We start from the raw sequence: 17,960 nt of genomic DNA on the forward strand, positions 1-17,960 counted from the left end.
GCGCCAGGCGGCCGGCGCAACCTCATTTGAGACACGGCTATCAATCGTTCGAGTTTCTCTAAAGCCATCCGACCTACCCCCGCGCCGTCGTCCGCTCAAACGCGCGATCGAGCCTCTCGTGGAGGCTGTCGATTCTGTTTCCTACGCCCTCGATGGCGCGAAGCAATTGAGCAGTCTGTTCTTGCATGCCCGCCTTGGTGGCGAAGGTCTCTGCGGCCTGCAATTTAAACCCGGCCAAGCCTTCGGCGACTTTATCAGCCTTGTCTTCCGCCGCCTTGATGCGTGTATCGTTGGCCTTCTCTACTTCCTTCACGCGGCTATCGATGCGCCACCAGATACCCCAGCCAGCACCGGCCACGGTCAGGAAGAAGAGAACGGCCTTCATGATTTCTTCAGGGGTCATTTGCGGACCGCCTTGCCAGCGGTCGGCTTGCCCAACAGGCCGGCATCACGATCGGCATAGAAGTCGCGGAGCGCCAAGTGGCGACGGACACACGACAGAAGACGTTCGCGGTCGGTAATCCAGAGTTTTTCAAGTCGCGCCTGTGTCAGCGTGTCTTCCGGCCAGTCGACAGGGCCGACGCACTTACCGAGCAAAACGCTATCCGGACGCGCCAATCTTGGCGGTGGAGGAACGACAACAAGCTTATCGTACCGACTTGATACGGCGCACGCTGGGAGCACCAAGCACAGGCTTGCCAGCATCAGGATCTTGGTCAGCCTCACGCTGTAGCTCCTCAATTTGATTACGAAGGGATTGGGTGATGGCGGCGTCGGCAGCAATGCGTGCGGCCTCGCGCTCTTTGGCTGCGTTGTTGGCAGCATCCTGGCGCTCAATCTCGGCGGCGCGGGCATCTGCGGCCTGCCTTTTCATCTCGGCGATTTCGACTGTGTACTTGGTTGCGGCCGCACCGTATCCGCGGTCATAAATGCCGTCGTAGACGGCGTATCCGGCCCATGCGAAGAGGGCTGCGGCTGCTGTGATGGCAATGGCCTTGACTAGAAATTTGTCCAGCCCCAAGAGTTTCGCAATCCACGTCATGTCAATTGATCCTCCGGAGTGGCTGGCTTGGTCACTGGCGGCTCGGTCGGGTAATAAGCACCCCCCGCCCCGCCCTGTGCGAGCGACTGCACGTAGGACCGCAGATCCAAGTGCCCTACCCCCAAATATGCGCCAGCAATGCCGAGCACGAAGGCGAAGCCGCTAGCCGCCACGTAGGACGCCTGCAGGTAGACGATGGCCAGATAGATCGCGCCCCATGCCAGCGCGACGTTGATGCCGACTAGCCATTTGGAAAAGCGGCGTTTGCTTCGTTTTACAGCCACGGTCATAGGCGTGCCGCCACAGCCGCACGCAGCAGATCGCCGCACGCCTTGGCGCCTTTCACTTCTGGCGCGAACGCCAGCCGCGTAAAGTCCCACTTGCCGCGCTGCTTGATGCCGAGGTTCCCCTGCACTTCGGCGTGGCTAAGCACTGTGCGCGGGCCAACGGGAATGCCGTAGACGCGGCACAGATCAGCAACAACCTCAGCCAGTTTGTCCCACTGCGCCTTGGTCATCGGCGACTTGCCGGGGTTGAACGGCGCTTCCGTCGCCAATGCCATGCAGCACAGCGACACGCCGATCGATCCCGAGTTACAATTCAGTGTATGAGCCGCGTACCCCTTCTTTGCGGGCGACTCGTTAAGCGCAATCGACGGCCGCCCGCGAACAACGTTGCCATCCGACTCAATCAGAATGTGGTAATGCTCGCGGTCGAAATCGGTCGTCGTGTGGCTGCCGGCCGTCCAGTGGCAGATAACGCGCTCCATCTTGGCGCGTGGAAGCCACTCCGCGGGCAGCGTAGTTGTGGTGGTCATGGGGATGTCCTTATTTGGTTACTCGAGCTTTTCGCCCTCGTCCTGGCCGCGGGCTTCACCGTCGCCACCGTTCGGGCGACGCTTTGCACGCTCTTCGGCTGCACGCTCTTCAAAACGCTTCTCGACGGCCGCAAGCTTCTGCTCGCGTTCGATATTCTTTTCGAGCCGGTCGAAGTCGACCATGATGGCGTCGTGGCGAGCTTCCAGCTCAGCAGAGCGCGCTTCGTCGGTGTTCTTTTTGATTTCGTCGAGTGCTTCGCGGGCCTGCGTTACAAGGCGGCCGCGCTTCTCCTGCATCTCAGAGAGATTCATGATGGTCTCCAAAAATATGGTAGTGGGGTTGAATGAATGGCAGGACGATCGTCCGGCCCTCCGGCTAAAGCCGGGTGGACTACGGGTTATCCCTGCCGGATGCCCCGAATTCGTTGTTCCATGGCGGCGCGCTTTTCAGATACACGCCGAGCCGCAGCGGCGGCATTCTCTTCTTTGCGACGCTCTTCGGATTTGGCTGCCTCGGCTTCTGCTCGAGCCGATTCAAGGGAGCGGAGTCCTATGCTGGTGCCGCCATAAGCCGGGTTCGTCACGATCGACACGTCGCTTATCGACACCTTCTTCAGGGTGCGCGTCGGCGGGTCTTTCGTGTCGTCCCACTCTTGCACGTCCGCGCGGAAGGCAAACGACATCTTATTCAGGTCACCACGCTTCATCTTTCCGACAATCGACTTTACGTCGGGATCTTCGGCGTCGAGGGTGGTCTCCATGTAAAGACCGCGAGCGTCCTCACGGAGCGTTAGCGTCCCCGAGCTAGTTCTGGCGAGCGGCAGACCATTGTGATTGATCAGAAAAACGACATCATCCCGACCAATAGCGTCCTTGAATGCTCCGCGTTCGATAACCTCCCGAAAGAAGCCACCGATGTCTGTGGTCTCCCCAAAGACGGCGGCGTATCCGCTGACTTTGATTCCCGCCTCATCAGCGCGAAATTCAGCTGGAATCCCGCCACGCGTTTCTAAGTCAGTAGTGCTCGTCATGCGGCGTCAGCCTCGTCATCAGGTGTATTGTCGTTGGCTGGATCTGTCGGCGGCGTTTTTTCACCAGCCGCATTCTGCTGGCCGTAGGTGGCTGTTCCAAGTGGTGCCGTTGCGCCCTGCAGGAACAAGTCATCGCCGTGCGGCATAGCGGGTCGGTTATCGAGCGCGCGCGCCTCGTTTGGCGTCAACAGTGCGTTCTGCACAGCCTGTGCCAGACCATTCATGCGAGAGACAAAGTCGCCGCGCATAAGGCCGTCGAGAACATGCGAAATGTAGCGTGAGCCGCTGTTGCGGCCGAAGAACTTGAGGTTCAATTCGTCCTCGAGCGCCTTTGCCCACTGGCTGATCAGGTGCTGCACGAGCAACAGATTTTGCTGCTCTGTGTTGGCCATGGTGCCGTGCGTAAGATCCTGAAGGAACACAGGCGGAATCTGGTAAGTGCGGGCGATTTCTTCTATGGAAAAGCGTCGAGCCTCGACCATCTGCCCCTTGGCAGGATCCATGCCGACGGGCTTTAGCTCGTTGCCAGGCGGAATCGGAAAAATCTGGCTGCTGCTCGATTTGGCAGCACCGATCGCGCGTTTAATATCCTCGTGCGCGCGCTTCAGCGCATCCGGCCCCTAGGGCAGCGGTCCAACCAGCGCAAGGGGAGGTACGCCACCGCCTGCGAAGAAGTTCGAACCGTAGTCATTCATGGCGAGCGCAAGCTGAATAGCTTTCGATGCCATGTTGATCGGGCCGTAGTGCTTTAGCCCACAGCTGCGACGCATAAACGGAATGTCGATGACGTCGGCCGCGTCATATTCCTTGTTTTCAAACTTATAGACGACCTTCAGGCCAACACGCTGGATTGTCGTTTTTGCTGGATCCATTGGCCACAAGGAGTCAATTCCTTGCGGAGTCCGTTCGATGTAGGCCAGGCCGCGGCCGCCGGTGAAAACCTGCTGCCAGAACCATGCCCAAAAGCCGAACGAGCCCATCGCGTCGTTGGGCGCGGCGTTGACGACCGTCTCCAACTTGCCGCCGATGCGCTTGGCGCCACCCTTGCCGTCACGATAGGCGTGCCGAGGCAGCGCAGCCAGTGTGCGCGAAAGGAAGGCCACTGCCGCCCATACTGCCGGCACGCTAAGCGCGCTGTCGATCGTGACTGCGGGTAGATTCGCCGATTGCACACCGAAGAAAGCCAGGAAGTTCTCAGAGCTCACCGGGACAGTCGGGTTTTCGATGTTTGAGCGCGATTCAGGCTCATTTCTTTGGCTAAATGGCCACATTAAAAAGCTCCCAAATCAGCAAGTGAAAAGTTCGGATCGTCCCATGCGGAGGTCGCTGGTGGCGTCGAACCCGGTAGGCCGTCAGCGGCCGCTCCTGTGCTCATGGCGATCGTCACCATGCCATCAATACGTCCGCGCGAGCGCTTCTTGTCGAAGGCCCTGTTACCTTGCCGTCGGCATCAACCAAAGCGTTGCCTGCGCACATGTACGTCACAGGCGACGCGTCGATCGTGATCGACTTTTCAAGGATCTTGTCTTCGAGACGCTCGATTGACCGGGGCATGCAAAGCGCGCGATCCTCGAACAGGACACGCTTACCCTGCCCGTGAGCAACCAGCTTGAGCCCGACGCCCTCTGGTTTGTCCGGACCTTCGTACTTCCAAACAGGGAAGCCAATTTGCTCGCATGCGCCGATAAAGTCGGCGATGCCGGCGGGATCGAATGCAAGGAACTGCACATCGTGTGCTGCGCAGAGCTCTTTGATTTCTGCGGCAACGAACGTCTTATCGATAACGGCGCCTGACACGGCGGTGAGATCGACGTTTGGATCTTCCGACCACTCCACGTACTTGGCGTTATCGGCCAGTGCGCGTTGGGCAAGGCCCTCTTTCGTAGTCCAGTACCAGGTCTTCGCATAAAGATGCCCGACCTCGTCAACCCAAACCGCCGTCAGGGCGGTAAGGTCATTTTTGTCGGACAGATCGAGAGATAGCCAGCATTTCCTGCCCTTCTGCTCTGCCACAGAGACAGGCTTTTGAACGGCAGCCCAGGCATCCTCCGAAATCCAGAAATCGGCAGCGCCGATCGGAATTCCGAAGTAGAGGCGCTTGACCGAAAACGCCGTCGACAGCAGAACACGCGCCGTGTTCACTTCGCCGCGGATGTTCTCGACCGGAAATGTAACGCCCAATGCGGGCAGCGATTTCTGCCAAATGGCCTCATTATCAAAGACCGTCTCTCGATCGGCTTTATCCACTCGTGCGATGAAGGCGAATGCCTCATCGTCACCGATCTCGCCGGTGACAACTTTCTGGTAGAACTCGCTGTACTCGGTGCCAACAATCTGCGTCGACGCCGGCGTATTGGTGCCTAACAGCATGAGCGCATCGCCTGGCATTTTGCCGAGGGCGCGTTTCCATGTCTCGATCGACGAGTTGTCCCGAAACTCATGGATTTCGTCGGCGGCAACCATGATCGGGCGCGGGCCACTGATGGCTTGTCCGTTCGCAAGCGACTGGAATTTGCCGCCGACTTCCGGAAATTCGATCTTCCAGGCGTTGTCGCCCTCGCCGCGAATAATGACTTCGCCGCGGGAAACAAGTGTGTCTTCGTCGTCCTCTTCACCGCCTGGAATAGGCGCACGGCACATGGCCACTGCGTCTTTGAACAATACGTTTGCGGTCGCGCGATCCTGGCCTATTGAATAGACTTCAGCGCGCTTCACGCCGTACCAGCCACCCATATAGAGGCCCATAGCGGCCATCCACGGGGACTTCGCCTGTCCCTTGCCCGTCTCCACCCATGCCGAGCGAAAGCGCATGCGACCACTGTCACGGCGCCACCCGAAGAGGCTGCCGGTGCAGAATGAATGCCACGGAAGAAGATTAAACGGTTTGCCCTCAGCGGCACCCGCCGTTATCGACAAAACAGCCGGAGCGAAGTTGATAGCGCGCGCGGCGAGTTCGGGACGCCAGACGAGGCCCCGTTTTCCGCCGTCCCTCAGATCCCGAAGATGCCGCTCCGCTGCCGCGATGTGATGTTCGCCGGCAATAATCCTGCCGGCAACAACATCGGTCGCGTATTGCGTTGTTGGATCAGTCGCCCTTGGGCTTGAGGTACGCGTCGGCCGCTCTGCTTTTCTTCTTGCCACGCACCACCTTCGTCGTCTTACCGCGGCTTACCGGATCCAGCCCGAGCTTGGACTCGAGCACGACGATCCGGGCATCAGCTTGCTGCATCGCGCTCCAGTACGGATTCCACTGGCCAATTTTCGCTCGCTTGCTGGAAAGGAGCGCACCGTGTTCGGCCACATGCTTTGCGGCTTTGCGATACTGCACTCGGAATTCAACTAGACGGACAACGGTATGCCCGTTGGCGTCAGCAATGGTACCGGCTGCCGAAAGATCCGACATGACCGCTTGCCATTGCCGACTAGCTTCTTCGGCATCACTGTGATCGACGTAGCTCGATGCCCAATCTGGCTCATGCTGGATAAGGGATTCGCTATCGTTCACGTTCATCCCCTACGGGGATGGCGAACATCCCCCTACTTCAAAATTAGTCGCAGTGCGTACGCAGGTGGGACACGGGTTCGCTGGCCCGACGGCCAGACCTCGCGATCCACCCCCTCTTTCATCGGTTCCAAGGATGGGCCGGGTCGAGCGGACGGCCATCGACGTCGCATCCGATCACGTGTCCGCGCTTCTCCTCGCGCTGGATCAGGCCGTCGTGATGCGGCTGGCAAACGCTCTCGTGATTGTTCGGGTCGATGAACAAAGCCCAGTCTCCCTTGAAGGGAATGCGATGGTTCACGACGGTCGCCTCTGTCACGATCTCTGATTGAAGACATCGCTCGCACAATGGCTGCTTGGCTCGCTGCGTGTCGCGCGCGATCTTCCAGGCCTTCAGCTGATACCATCGCCGGTACTGCTTCGCATCGACTGAGCGGGCGATTGATTTGGTTGAAGTCATTCGCGGATACGTTGATTGCGATTTATTTGTGCCGTATCAGAAGACTGATCGAATAAACTGAGGGGCAATAATGAATTCGGCACAATTTGCGTCTGAAGGAACGCAGACCATTGCATCGCTAGGTACTCCTCTCCTTGCGGCGGCCCTTACCCAATTCATTACAATCCTTCTTTGGCTTGCAAAGGAGCTCCGATCCGACCGCGAGGCCAGGGCCAAATCAAAAGCAGAAAAAGAAAAATTCCTCCGCGCATTGTATGCTGAAATTGATTTCAACACCCGCGATATGGAATTTTTCATCAGTTATTCGGCCAGTATCGTTGAGGTCACAAAGAAGATAAGAAATAATGCCGATTTTATACCGCACATCACCGATGCCCGTCATAAGGAAGTTTACAAAACCCAGATCAACCTACTTCACCACACAGGTGACGAGTACATCGCTGACGTTGTCACATTTTATGGCATAATGGATAAGATCGGCACAGAAATCCAAGCCGTATATCTTCCAAGCTACAGAACAATTTCTGCGGACGGACGAGCGTCAGTGGTTGATGATATCGTGGAGTTCGCTTTTGAGTGCTGCGCGATCGGGCAATCCATCTTAGCTGAGATGGAAAGGACCTATCCAGAGTATCGACTTCGCCGGAAAATGCGAAAGGCGCCAGAGGATCAATCTAGCGCCCAGTTAAACGTCAGGATGGAGACCTTAGCGTCAGATCTTGATAGGGCCAGGGCCGCGCATATCGTTGACTCCTAGTGGTTGGTTGGGATCAACATCTGTTATGTACGAGTGTTTGTCAACAATTAGCGGAAGGATTTCCGCGACAAACTCTTCTTTTGGTAGCGCATCGAATCCTTGTCCACTCGCTGAATTCCTACAAATGATGCGGGAATTCCTCAGATTCAAGGATTCAATACAAATATATCAAAAGCGGCCGCTCGACACCGCGTTAGCAGTGGAGCAGCCGCAGATCGCCCGTCGCCAGAGGAGGAGTGGCGCCAGGCAATGGGGAAACGACAAAATCGCGCCCACATTGTTATTTTAATTGCTTCTAAATTAGACTTTAGTAGTGTTCTCCCATTAGGGGTGGGAGGATTTCTATGAAACGCATTGAGCCGGCAATTGCAGACTCGAATATGGCAACAAAGGTCTGGTCGGTGACGGAGTTCTGCTCGCGACATCGATTGGACGATGAAGAAGAAACGAGGCTACTCCGGTTATTCGGTCCGTTCGCGACCGCGTGCGAACTCATGTACAACGCCAAACGTGCGCCGAAGTTTAGATAGTTACCCAAGGCTCGCACGCGGCCTCGGGTCCGTCGCAATTATCTGTGCGCCCGGAAGGTTTTGGGATGGTGTCAATTCACCATCCCTTCGCCTAGGTAGGGTTTTCACTTGCAAGAAACTTCCCGCTTCTAGTCCGCCGCCGCATATTCAGCCAGTTCCATCGCCTTCATGAAATTGTCGTTGGCGGCTCGCAGAAGGCGTCGCCCTGCGTCGATGGCATGCCGACCACGATAGCCGCGCTTCTCTCCGAGCTCGCTCAGGCTCTTAGCGCTCATTGCTTCCGTCAGCAGGCGGACATGCTTATCTTGCATGCTGTCGAGCCCACGCTGGAAGGTCTCGCGGTTCTCTTTCTCGGTATATATGTCCTGCCACGCCTGAGAGCCGCTTTCGCCTTTCTTGCCTTTTCGACCACCTAGGAAAAGCTGCCGAAGGTTGGTCGGCCCGGAAGGGAACAGCTCAGCGGCCTGATCGGATATCTCGACGCCATCGATCGTTGGAAGATCGCCCAAATCCGCCGCTGTTGCGGTCACTGGTGCTGCTGCCCAAGGTTCAAGCGCCGTGCGAAGTTCGCCCACTGACGTCAGCGAGCCGTCCCACGCCAGATCGATGACCACGCTGATGGGCTCGGGTGAGCGGCCGCGCTCTAACTTCTTCCGATTCGGCCAATTCAACGAGCCCGGAATGCGCCAAACGTGGGCGACGTCAGCTGTGCCATGGTCACTGCCTGTTGCCCGCTTCAGCGCTGCGGCCAGCGGCTTCGCCTCGGCAGCCGCGACTGCTCGGTCGAAGAGAATGAACGGTTGAAAGTTTCCGGTCGACGTTTCGAGAACCACATTCGGTTCGACCGGCATTTCGCCCGCCTTGCCGGTATCTGCGTCGAGGTCGACAACGAGGCCGAGAACCGCGACGATATCGGTCTCCTTACCACGTGAACCGCGGGCCAAGCCCTTTCGCATCACCTGCAGACCGGTGAAAACGTTGGCGTTCGGAGTGAACGCATGTGCCATGATCGCGTCGACCATTCCATCGATGTCGCCGATGGCATGATGGTTCACGGAGCCGGGGGCGTCAGTATCCCCGGTCGGGTTGGCGTAATACGCGGAGGTCACAAGCACGCCGTCGACGCCCGCGGCAAGTCCATGCAGCATTTCAACGTGGGTGCGGATTGCCAGTTCATCGAAGGCAGCGGCAGGTGCTGGTTTAAGCTTCGGAATTGGTGCCATTGGCGGTATCATGCCCTTCAAATTTAGCGGTTGCAGCTTTGGTGATTTCGGCGGCTAGCTGGGCAGAGAATGTCGCCAGGCGGCGACCTCCATTGCCGTTCGGGGCGTAAACGATCCGTCGCCTGTCCGGCGCTTGCAGCAGGCGGAGGCCATAGAGCCGGACCTCGTCTGAAAGCTCCAGGTCGAACGTAGCGACAAGCTTCATCGATCCGCCGCCAGGATCGGCGGAGGGGGTGAGGGAGAGGATTTTCATCTGTTAGGCTGCCTTTGCAGCACGAAAGTCGAGCGATCCGCCCGGCAACTCCTTGAAGCTCGCCACGCGTCCGACGAGGAGGTCGGCGTCCTCGATAACCGTGATGTCGAGAGCCTTACAAAGGCGCGAGAAGACCCATTGTCCGTCGCTCTGCCGGTCTTTGCTCTTGCTCTGCAGAACGATATCGAACGTAATCGTCTGGCTGTCGCGAAGTCGTGTTGTCGCCAACTTCAAAACGTCTTCACCGTCAACGGCACATACCTCCGTGCCAAAGATGCGAAAGCTGCTTTGCGCTATATCAGCAGCGTCACGCGCGAACTTCTCACAAATGGCGGCCTGTACAAAGGAAGCTGTCCGGTGGTCGGCGCAGAAGACATCGCCCGTCACACGTCTACATTTTGATGAAGCGACCTGCAGGCCGACGTTCTCAATAAACTGCAGGCGCCTAGGCTGATTGTCATTGGAAACGACGATCTCGGGAGAAAGGACCGGCGACCCGTCCAGAAAATATGCGGTGTCACGGTGATGGTCGATGGATAGGGCATAGCCCCGTACGCGCTTGGACGAAGTCAAATAATCCTCCTCGCCGGCGGGCAGCCGGTCGGCAAAATGTTGATGAGGTTGATGCTAGTTATTGTCGGGATGAGCCGACGAATGTCCAGAAAATGGCCGATGTTGGTTACGCGGTCGCCCTCGCGCGAGCGTTATCGTTGGCAAAATCGTAAATCGCCGTTCGACGCATGCCGGCCAGCCAGGCGTCGAGGTCGGATCGGAGATACCGGACACTGCCACCGATCTTCAAATAAATCGGACCCGTTCCAAACATCCGAGTTTTGTTGAGCCAGCTTTCCGATTTACGGATGTAGGCGGCCGCTTCATTAGTTGTGAATTTTTCGCTTGACATACTTTCTCCCTAAGTTTTACAAATTGACACTGAGATTAAAATCTCGCTAGGCGCTCGCGATCGACGCAATCACTGAAATAAGGTTTGAATTTACAAATTTGTCAATGAGCGGTTCTCATTTGCCGACCATGGCTGTTTCTGCGCTTTCGTAGCAGCGCGTGCTCATCTCAGAAAATTCGGTACGACAGGAAGTACGACACGCCCCAGCTTGGCCCTTATTTCAGGCCCGGTCCGTCCAGTCGATCATAGGTGCAACGGCGAAGACGGGGCCATTGGAATAATGCCCCTTGCCGTCCGCCACAGACATCTTGCCTTGCGTCATGATAACTCAATCTCGTTTCGCTGCGCCCCGCTGGTCCGAACCGGCGCATGGAGAGCTCAGCTCACGCGGGACGAGGGCTTATACAGAAGAAACAGGTCCAAGGCCAGCTCGCGTCATCGCTGCATCGCTTAAGCCGCAATGAGCAGTAGCACGTAGGCGATGACGGTCACCATCAGCCCGCGGAAAGCGAACGTCACGCAGCGGTATATGCCGCGCGCGATGGCCGACAGGATGTCGGCATTGTTGAGATATTCGTTGAAGAGATAGACCTCGTCCCGGCGCTGCGCGGCATCCCAGAAGCGATGGCGGTGCTTGCCCCAGGAACCCCAGAAAAGCGAGGTCGACTTGTTCACGTGGCGCGGCAGCACCACGAGGATGGCCGATATGATCGAAAACACCGAGGCTGCGGCAAGCAAGCCTGAGAAAAGCATACTTTGTGGGGAACCTTCAACTCCGATGCACGTCCTCTACAGTGGGCAGCGTGCAGCAGAGCCATATTGGTGCGCATACCCCCCGGCAAACCCCGTTAGGCGAAGAACGCGTTAGCCGGGCGGGGAAGGCCAAAATGTTCGCGAAGCGTCGTTCCCTCGTAATCGTTGCGGAAAAGGCCACGCCGTTGCAATTCCGGAACAAGCCGCTGCGTTACATCGTCCAGACCTTGGGGTAGATAGGGAAAGACGACTGTAAAGCCGTCCGATGCTTCCTCCGAAAGCCAGGCCTCCATTTCATCGGCAATGGTTTGCGGCGTCCCCACGAAAGCAAGTCCGGCATAGCCGCCGTAGCGCTGTGCGAGCTGGCGAACCGTCAGTTTCTCTTCCTGCGCCAAGCGCACGGCCTGGGCGCGTCCGGTTTTGCTGGCATTGGTTTCCGGAATTTCCGGCAAGGGCTGATCGGGATCGAAACCCGATGCATCATGCCCTAGCGCGATTGACAGTGAAGCGATCGCACTGTCGTAGTGTACAAGGCTGTCGAGCTTGGCGCGTTTGGCTTTCGCCTCCTCGACCGTGTCGCCGATCACGATGAGTGCAGCCGGCAAGATCTTCAAATGCTCGGGCTTGCGACCGAACGCTGGCATTCGCCTCTTGATGTCCGCATAAAGCATTTTGGCGGCGGCAAGATCGCGCGGTGAACAGAAGACGAGCTCCGCGGTTTCGGCGGCAAGCTGGCGACCGGGCTCCGATTGCCCCGCCTGTACGATCACCGGCCAGCCCTGGACAGGCCGGGCAATGTTAAGTGGGCCACGCACGCTGAGTTCTTTACCCTTGTGATCGAGCACGTGCATCTTCGCCGCGTCGAAGAAAATGCCGCTTTGCTGGTCGCGGATGAAGGCATCGTCCGCAAAACTGTCCCAGAGGCCGGTGACGACCTCGTAGAATTCGCGCGCCCGCGCATATCGCTCGCCATGTTCGACATGCTCGTCCAGGCCGAAATTCCGGGCGGAATCGGGATTGGACGTGGTGACGATATTCCAGGCGGCGCGTCCGTTACTGATATGATCCAGCGAGGCGAAGCGGCGGGCGACATGATACGGCTCGTCGAACGTGGTCGAAGCTGTGGCGGCAAGGCCGATCTTTTCCGTGACCGAGGCAAGCGCCGAAAGCAGCGTGAAGGGCTCGAACGACGTGACCGTATGACTGCGGACAAGCGCGTCGATCGGCATGTTCAACACGGCCAGATGGTCGGCCATGAAGAAGGCATCGAACTTCGCCTCCTCGAGCTTTTGGATGAACGACCTGATATGGCCGAAATTGAAATTCGCGTCCGGGTAAGATTCGGGATAACGCCACGCTCCCGTGTGCAGGCTGACCGGACGCATGAAGGCTGTAAGATGCAGGGATTTTGCCATGAAGCGGGCTCTCGCAGATATCGTTAGCTCTAAAGGTATGTATGCATCCGCTCGGCGCTAAGGAACGCCGTTGCATCAATGGCAGCGGAAATGAAAAAATTGTCTTGAGAAGAGCTTGGCGGCATCATCGCTCCGGCGGCTGCTAAGACCAGCAGTTTGAGGCTGCAAGCTTCGTCTTCGCCGCAGCGCGTTCTCAGATCCCTTGAAGCTCCCGTGCACAATGGTCGCGGCAAAACAGCAAATCACCAAACTATTTTCTATAAATTCAGCAGAAAAAGAACGACCAGTCTTTCTTGGTGGCGCACTGTTCCCTTAGGCTTCCTGACATGCGGTAGCAAATGGTTTTTGTATCCGCCCGCCTTTGCATGTGGCCTTTAGGAGACCAATGATTATTCCAAGCCTCGTATCCGAACCATCCGTTGGGATCACTCCAGCGGTGCCGGCCATTGGTTCCCCATCGGCTCGGTCGAGAATATCGCCGATCAGTTGCAGGATCGGTGCGAGCGGGGCGCACCGATTGATTCAATTTCCTGGCCTTCACCCTGAAATACGGCCTTTCCGCAGTGACAGATCACCTGATCCCCGAACTGCAGCGGCGCGGGATATTTCCACCATGACTACCAGCACGAGACCCTCAGGCAGAATCTGTGTGTGTGTGAGGCAGGACAGGACGAGGAAAAACAGATGACTCGCTATGTTATCATCGGGGCCGGCGCGGTCGGCGCGAGCCTCGCTGCGCAGTTCGAGCAATCCGGCATCAAATATGCTTTGGTCGGCCGCGGAGCGCAGATTAGCCACATCAGGAAACACGGCCTGAGCTACCAGCGCCCTTCGGGTACGCGGCAGATCAATCTGAACGCCTTCGATCTAGCCGATCCACCCGAATTGACGCCGGACGATATCCTGTTGCTGACGGTGAAGTCGCAGGATGCGGCCGGCGCCCTCGCCTTCTGGTCCTGGCGAAACGTATCGAACTCCACAGGTGCGGCGGCGACAAGCCTTCCGGTGGTAACTTTCCAAAATGGGCTTGCAACGGAAGCGGCTGCGCTCAGGACCTTTACCCATGTCTATGGGGCAAGTATCCTGACGCCGGCACGGTTTACCGAGACGGGCAAGGTCGTTGTGGGCGGAGATCCGCAGGTTGGCGTGGTCACGGTCGGGCGCTTTCCATTTGGGCGTGACGAAACGGGCGACCGGATTGCGGCAGACCTGAACCATGCGGGCTATCTCGTAGAGGCAAGCGCCGAGATCCGTCGCTGGAAATCGGCCAAGCTCCTTCACAACGTGCGAAATGTCCTGGAACTGTTCGATGGGGCCGCCGATCTGCGGGGTGCGATCGGGGAGGCTCTCGTGGATGAGGCGCGACGCGCTCTTCAGGCTGCTGGGTACACACTTGCATTGCCGTCTGAGCGGACCGTCGATATTTCGGATTGGCGCACGGCGCAAAACAGCGGCATCCATCCGGGCCAGCAATCGACCTGGCAAAGTTTTACGCGCGGTGCGTCGAGCGAGGTCGATTTTCTAAACGGCGAGATCGTCTTGCTTGGTCGTCTCCATGGCACATCGACACCTTACAATGCGGCTGTTCAGGTGCTTGCAGGGAGATTGGCACATCAAGGCGACTTCTCGAGCGCGCTGCCGCTTGACGCGATCCTGCCACTGGTCGACAAATCCCATCAGGCGAGACAGACCGGTCTCGCTGCAGCGAGGTGAGCGGCAGTCTGCCGATCCCATGACGATGACACAACGAACCTGAAGAGCCCCATGAGAGAAGCCATAGCAGACCAGATCCTCACCGCCGCCAGCGCGCTTTTTTATCGCGAAGGCATCCGGGCGGTCGGCATAGATCGCATCATAGAGGAAGCGAATGTTGCCAAGGCAACCCTGTACCGTCATTTCCCGTCGAAGGACCATCTCGTTGCAGCCTATCTCCAGGCTCGTCACGATCGGGTTATCCGTTCGCTGCAGGAAGTGTTGGATGCAGCCGGGCCTCCAAGGGATCAGATCAAACTGATCTTCGAGCGCCTGCACGAAAAGGCCGATAGCCCCGAGTTTCGGGGCTGCGCTTTTGCTCTTGCGGTCGCCGAGCACGGCGATTCCGAACGTGTTGTGTCCGTCGCGCGAACCCATAAGGCGATGGTGAGGGACATATTTGCCGCCATCATGGCGAGAGCAAGTGACACCCCGGACCAAGCAGTGGCGCATCTTTCCCTTCTCTATGAAGGAGCACTCGCCACGGTGGCGGTTGGACGCGATCCGCGCGCCGTTCTCGTTGCCCGCGATTGCGCACTTTCCGTCTTCGATACGGCAGTCTCCACCGATCAGCCCTCCTGAAAGCAGCAGACCATGACAAAGACCATCGATTATTTCTTCGGCATCGGCTCGCCCTGGGCCTTCATCGGCCTGGAGCCCTTCGCGGCACTGGCGAGCGAGCATGGCGCCATGATCCGCCCCTATGTCATTCCCCTGATTGAGGACAATGGCGGTATCTACTCGCGCAATCGGCCGGAAGCGCGCCGGGCCTACTGGACGAAGGACCTGAAACGCTGGGCGGCACTGCGGGGAAAGGTGCTTAACTTCGACAACCGCGCCGCCCTTTCAGATCCGACACCGGCCGGCTTCATGGTCATCGCCGCCATCGAGGCAGGCAAAGATTGGCTCAAGCTGACGAAAGCGCTTCAGGAAGCCTTCTGGACGCGCGGCGAGGATATCGGCAACGCCGAGATCCGCAGGGCGATTGCTGACGCTGCGGGCTTTGACGGTGCTGCATTGAATGAGCAGGGCCAGAGCGACGCTGTGCAGGCGATCCGGAAAGCCAACTACGAGACCGCCAAGACCGCCGGCGTGTTTGGCCTTCCGACCTTCGGTTACGAGGATGAACTCTACTGGGGACAGGACAGCCTGCCTTTCCTGGAAAAACATCTCAAAGGCGAAAAACTGGTCGCCTGATTTCTTCGCCAACGGCTGCACGCGACGCAGTTTGCGGCCTACCAGACATATCTCCGGAGTTCTCCATGTCTCTTTCCCTGCCGGGTTCCCTCGTCTCCACCGAATGGCTGGCGGCGCATCTCGACCATCCAGACCTTGTTATTCTCGACGGGTCCTTCAAGCTACCGGGCGTCACGCCTGTCGCTGCCGAGGATTTTGCGGCGCGTCATATCCCCAACGCGCGCTTCTTCGATATCGATGACATTGCCGATCACGAGACTTCGCTACCGCACATGCTGCCCTCTGCCGATGCCTTCGAGCGTTATGCCTCCAACCTCGGCATCTCGAACGACTGCACCGTCGTAGTCTATGATACGCTCGGCCTGATGTCGGCCGGTCGCGTCTGGTGGACATTGCGCACCTTCGGTCACGACAAGGTCGCAGTGCTCGACGGCGGCTTGAGGAAATGGTTGGCGGACGGTTGCCCGGTCACCAATCAGGTTACGCCGGCACGCATGGGCGATTTCCACGCGAGCTTCCATCCTGACGCCGTGCGTTCCAAGGCTCAGGTCCTCGGCAATCTCCATAGCCGGGCCGAGCAGGTCATCGACGCACGGTCCGCCGCCCGCTTCACGGCAGACGAGAAGGAAGCGCGTCCGGGACTGCGCTCCGGCCATATTCCGGGTAGCCTCAACCTTCCCTTCAACGCGCTGACCAATTCCCAGACGGGCGAATTGCTGGATGTCGCCAGCATCGCGAAGGCGTTCGAGACGGCAGGCCTCGATTTCTCAAAGCCCGTTATCGCAAGCTGCGGTTCCGGCGTAACCGCCGCGGCACTCGCCTTCGGTCTTCATCTCGCTGGCAAGGACGACGTCGCGATCTATGACGGCGCCTGGACCGAATGGGGCCAGCCGGGCGACACGCCTGTCGATACGGGTCCGGCTTCAAGCGGGGACGGCAAGTGAGCGTGCTGTCGGCTTCCCTTTCCGAAACGCTGCGCAATCGTTTCGCAGATCGCTTCTCGACATCGCAGGCGCTGCGAGAACAGCATGGCCGTGGTGAATCCCATCACACGCCGGCGGTCCCGGATGCGGTCGTCTTTGCCGAAACCACCGAGGAAGTTTCCGAGATCGTTCGCCTAAGCGCAGCCGAGAACGTGCCGGTCATCGCGTTCGGCGCCGGCACCTCCCTCGAAGGCCACCTGACAGCGGTGCGCGGCGGCATATCGATCGACTTATCGCGCATGTCGCAGATCATGCGCGTCAGCCCGGAGGATCTGGATTGCGCGGTCCAGGCGGGTGTGACGCGTGAGCAGTTGAATACCCACCTGCGCGACATCGGCCTGTTTTTCCCGATCGATCCGGGTGCCAATGCCTCGATCGGCGGGATGGCGTCGACGCGCGCATCGGGCACGAATGCCGTCCGCTACGGCACCATGAACGGAAACGTGCTGGGGCTGACGGTCGTGTTGCCGAACGGTAACATAATCCGCACCGGCGGCCGGGCACGCAAATCGTCGGCGGGATATGACCTGACTAGGCTCTTCGTCGGCTCGGAAGGCACGCTCGGCATCATTACCGAAGTGACGCTGCGGCTCTACGGCATCCCGGAAACGATCTCAGCCGCGCTCTGCTCGTTCGAAAGCGTCGAGCAGGCAGTCGCGGCTGCCATCGCGGTCGTCCAGCTCGGCATTCCAGTCGCCCGCATGGAACTGATGGACCGAGGCCTGATCAAGGCCGTCAACGCCTATTCGAACCTCTCCCTGAAAATCAAGGACACGCTGGCCTTCGAGTTTCATGGCTCGCCGGCCGGCGTGCAGGAACAGGTCGAGATGGTCGCCACGATTGTGGAAGAGAACGGCGGCAGGGATTTCGAGTGCGCCAACGCACCGGAGGACCGCAACCGGCTGTGGAAGGCGCGCCACAATGCGTTTTACGCCATCGTGTCGCAGCGCCCGCACGCCAAGGGCTGGTCATCCGATGTCTGCGTGCCGGTCTCGCGATTGAGCAGCTGCATTCTCAAGTCCCGAGAACTGCTGCGTACCTGCAGCGTGCCCGCCGCCATTCTCGGCCATGTCGGCGACGGCAACTATCACGTCGTCTTCGCCGTCGATCCAACGAACCAGCTAGAACTCGACGAGGTTGCCGCCATCAACAAGAAGATGGTCGAATACGCGATTTCGGTCGGTGGCACCTCGACTGGCGAACATGGCGTGGGCACGGGCAAGATCGAATACCTGCGTCAGGAACACGGCGACGCCGTGGATCTCATGGCCGTCATTAAGAATGCCATCGACCCTGCCGGCATCATGAACCCGGGGAAGATCCTGCCGAGCTAGGCTTCGT

General features: G+C 58.5%; 22 protein-coding genes and 2 pseudogenes. 7 read left to right on the plus strand and 17 right to left on the minus strand.

The window, feature by feature from the left end; genetic code table 11:
* Positions 1-73: 73 nt before the first annotated feature.
* The 11 genes and pseudogenes from ACZ9BX_RS06585 to ACZ9BX_RS06635 all read right to left on the minus strand — a co-directional run bounded on the left by ACZ9BX_RS06585 (position 74) and on the right by ACZ9BX_RS06635 (position 6,852).
* Positions 74-403: a hypothetical protein gene (locus ACZ9BX_RS06585; protein ID WP_476216566.1), complete on the minus strand. Its 330-nt coding sequence runs from the start codon at positions 401-403 to the stop codon at positions 74-76.
* The gene (locus ACZ9BX_RS06590) at positions 400-597 is read right to left on the minus strand and encodes an anaerobic dehydrogenase (protein ID WP_476216568.1); all 198 of its coding nucleotides are present in this window, start codon (positions 595-597) and stop codon (positions 400-402) included. The genes ACZ9BX_RS06585 and ACZ9BX_RS06590 overlap by 4 nt, the downstream gene beginning before the upstream one ends.
* A gap of 49 nt (positions 598-646) precedes the next feature.
* Entirely contained in the window at positions 647-1,042 is a 396-nt protein-coding gene (locus tag ACZ9BX_RS06595; protein ID WP_476216570.1) for a hypothetical protein, read from the minus strand.
* A complete protein-coding gene (locus ACZ9BX_RS06600) occupies positions 1,039-1,332 on the minus strand; it encodes a hypothetical protein (protein ID WP_476216572.1) in 294 nt (97 codons plus the stop codon). Before ACZ9BX_RS06600 ends, ACZ9BX_RS06595 begins: the two co-directional genes overlap by 4 nt.
* Positions 1,329-1,859: a peptidoglycan recognition protein family protein gene (locus ACZ9BX_RS06605; RefSeq protein WP_476216574.1), complete on the minus strand. Its 531-nt coding sequence runs from the start codon at positions 1,857-1,859 to the stop codon at positions 1,329-1,331. Before ACZ9BX_RS06605 ends, ACZ9BX_RS06600 begins: the two co-directional genes overlap by 4 nt.
* Before the next feature lie 18 nt (positions 1,860-1,877).
* Entirely contained in the window at positions 1,878-2,171 is a 294-nt protein-coding gene (locus ACZ9BX_RS06610; RefSeq protein ID WP_476216576.1) for a hypothetical protein, read from the minus strand.
* Positions 2,172-2,257: 86 nt separating this feature from the next.
* Positions 2,258-2,890, minus strand: a complete 633-nt coding sequence (locus tag ACZ9BX_RS06615) for an HK97 family phage prohead protease (protein WP_476216578.1) — start codon at positions 2,888-2,890, stop codon at positions 2,258-2,260.
* Positions 2,887-4,161 (minus strand): annotated as a pseudogene (locus tag ACZ9BX_RS06620) (phage portal protein). Before ACZ9BX_RS06620 ends, ACZ9BX_RS06615 begins: the two are co-directional and overlap by 4 nt.
* Positions 4,162-4,273: 112 nt before the next feature.
* Positions 4,274-5,701, minus strand: coding sequence for a terminase TerL endonuclease subunit (locus ACZ9BX_RS06625; protein ID WP_476219909.1), 1,428 nt, complete (start codon positions 5,699-5,701; stop codon positions 4,274-4,276).
* 274 nt (positions 5,702-5,975) lie between these two features.
* Positions 5,976-6,401, minus strand: coding sequence for a P27 family phage terminase small subunit (locus ACZ9BX_RS06630; RefSeq protein ID WP_476216580.1), 426 nt, complete (start codon positions 6,399-6,401; stop codon positions 5,976-5,978).
* A 112-nt stretch (positions 6,402-6,513) separates the two neighbouring features.
* A complete protein-coding gene (locus ACZ9BX_RS06635) occupies positions 6,514-6,852 on the minus strand; it encodes an HNH endonuclease (protein WP_476216582.1) in 339 nt (112 codons plus the stop codon).
* 70 nt (positions 6,853-6,922) lie between these two features.
* Here ACZ9BX_RS06635 and ACZ9BX_RS06640 point away from each other — a divergent pair, with 70 nt between their 5' ends.
* Both ACZ9BX_RS06640 and ACZ9BX_RS06645 read left to right on the plus strand, forming a co-directional pair.
* On the plus strand, positions 6,923-7,609 hold the full coding sequence (locus ACZ9BX_RS06640) for a hypothetical protein (protein WP_476216584.1): 687 nt from the start codon (positions 6,923-6,925) through the stop codon (positions 7,607-7,609).
* Between the two features lie 344 nt (positions 7,610-7,953).
* Positions 7,954-8,139: a hypothetical protein gene (locus tag ACZ9BX_RS06645; protein ID WP_476216586.1), complete on the plus strand. Its 186-nt coding sequence runs from the start codon at positions 7,954-7,956 to the stop codon at positions 8,137-8,139.
* A gap of 128 nt (positions 8,140-8,267) precedes the next feature.
* Here ACZ9BX_RS06645 and ACZ9BX_RS06650 read toward each other — a convergent pair whose 3' ends face one another.
* The 6 genes and pseudogenes from ACZ9BX_RS06650 to ACZ9BX_RS06675 all read right to left on the minus strand — a co-directional run bounded on the left by ACZ9BX_RS06650 (position 8,268) and on the right by ACZ9BX_RS06675 (position 12,687).
* Complete coding sequence (locus ACZ9BX_RS06650; protein ID WP_476216588.1) at positions 8,268-9,362, minus strand: DNA-primase RepB domain-containing protein; 1,095 nt, start codon at positions 9,360-9,362, stop codon at positions 8,268-8,270.
* On the minus strand, positions 9,340-9,615 hold the full coding sequence (locus tag ACZ9BX_RS06655) for a hypothetical protein (RefSeq protein ID WP_476216590.1): 276 nt from the start codon (positions 9,613-9,615) through the stop codon (positions 9,340-9,342). The genes ACZ9BX_RS06650 and ACZ9BX_RS06655 overlap by 23 nt, the downstream gene beginning before the upstream one ends.
* A 3-nt stretch (positions 9,616-9,618) precedes the next feature.
* Entirely contained in the window at positions 9,619-10,188 is a 570-nt protein-coding gene (locus tag ACZ9BX_RS06660) for a hypothetical protein (RefSeq protein ID WP_476216592.1), read from the minus strand.
* Positions 10,189-10,294: 106 nt separating this feature from the next.
* The gene (locus tag ACZ9BX_RS06665; protein ID WP_476216593.1) at positions 10,295-10,519 is read right to left on the minus strand and encodes a helix-turn-helix transcriptional regulator; all 225 of its coding nucleotides are present in this window, start codon (positions 10,517-10,519) and stop codon (positions 10,295-10,297) included.
* 450 nt (positions 10,520-10,969) lie between these two features.
* Positions 10,970-11,287, minus strand: a pseudogene (locus ACZ9BX_RS06670) (Pycsar system effector family protein); the annotation flags it as partial.
* An 80-nt stretch (positions 11,288-11,367) separates the two neighbouring features.
* On the minus strand, positions 11,368-12,687 hold the full coding sequence (locus ACZ9BX_RS06675; RefSeq protein ID WP_476216595.1) for an LLM class flavin-dependent oxidoreductase: 1,320 nt from the start codon (positions 12,685-12,687) through the stop codon (positions 11,368-11,370).
* Positions 12,688-13,371: 684 nt separating this feature from the next.
* Between ACZ9BX_RS06675 and ACZ9BX_RS06680 the strand changes: the two genes are divergently transcribed.
* The 5 genes from ACZ9BX_RS06680 (at position 13,372) to ACZ9BX_RS06700 (ending at position 17,953) form a co-directional block, all read left to right on the plus strand.
* Positions 13,372-14,400 (plus strand): ketopantoate reductase family protein, encoded by a 1,029-nt coding sequence (locus tag ACZ9BX_RS06680; protein WP_476216597.1) that lies wholly within the window; start codon positions 13,372-13,374, stop codon positions 14,398-14,400.
* 51 nt (positions 14,401-14,451) lie between these two features.
* Positions 14,452-15,021, plus strand: a complete 570-nt coding sequence (locus ACZ9BX_RS06685) for a TetR/AcrR family transcriptional regulator (RefSeq protein ID WP_455873322.1) — start codon at positions 14,452-14,454, stop codon at positions 15,019-15,021.
* A 12-nt stretch (positions 15,022-15,033) separates the two neighbouring features.
* A complete protein-coding gene (locus tag ACZ9BX_RS06690) occupies positions 15,034-15,636 on the plus strand; it encodes a DsbA family protein (RefSeq protein ID WP_476216599.1) in 603 nt (200 codons plus the stop codon).
* Positions 15,637-15,701: 65 nt separating this feature from the next.
* The gene (sseA, locus tag ACZ9BX_RS06695) at positions 15,702-16,580 is read left to right on the plus strand and encodes a 3-mercaptopyruvate sulfurtransferase (protein ID WP_476216601.1); all 879 of its coding nucleotides are present in this window, start codon (positions 15,702-15,704) and stop codon (positions 16,578-16,580) included.
* The gene (locus ACZ9BX_RS06700) at positions 16,577-17,953 is read left to right on the plus strand and encodes an FAD-binding oxidoreductase (protein ID WP_476216603.1); all 1,377 of its coding nucleotides are present in this window, start codon (positions 16,577-16,579) and stop codon (positions 17,951-17,953) included. The genes sseA and ACZ9BX_RS06700 overlap by 4 nt, the downstream gene beginning before the upstream one ends.
* The last annotated feature ends 7 nt before the right edge of the window (positions 17,954-17,960 follow it).

It is taken from the genome of Rhizobium sp. USDA 3886 (assembly GCF_056279785.1).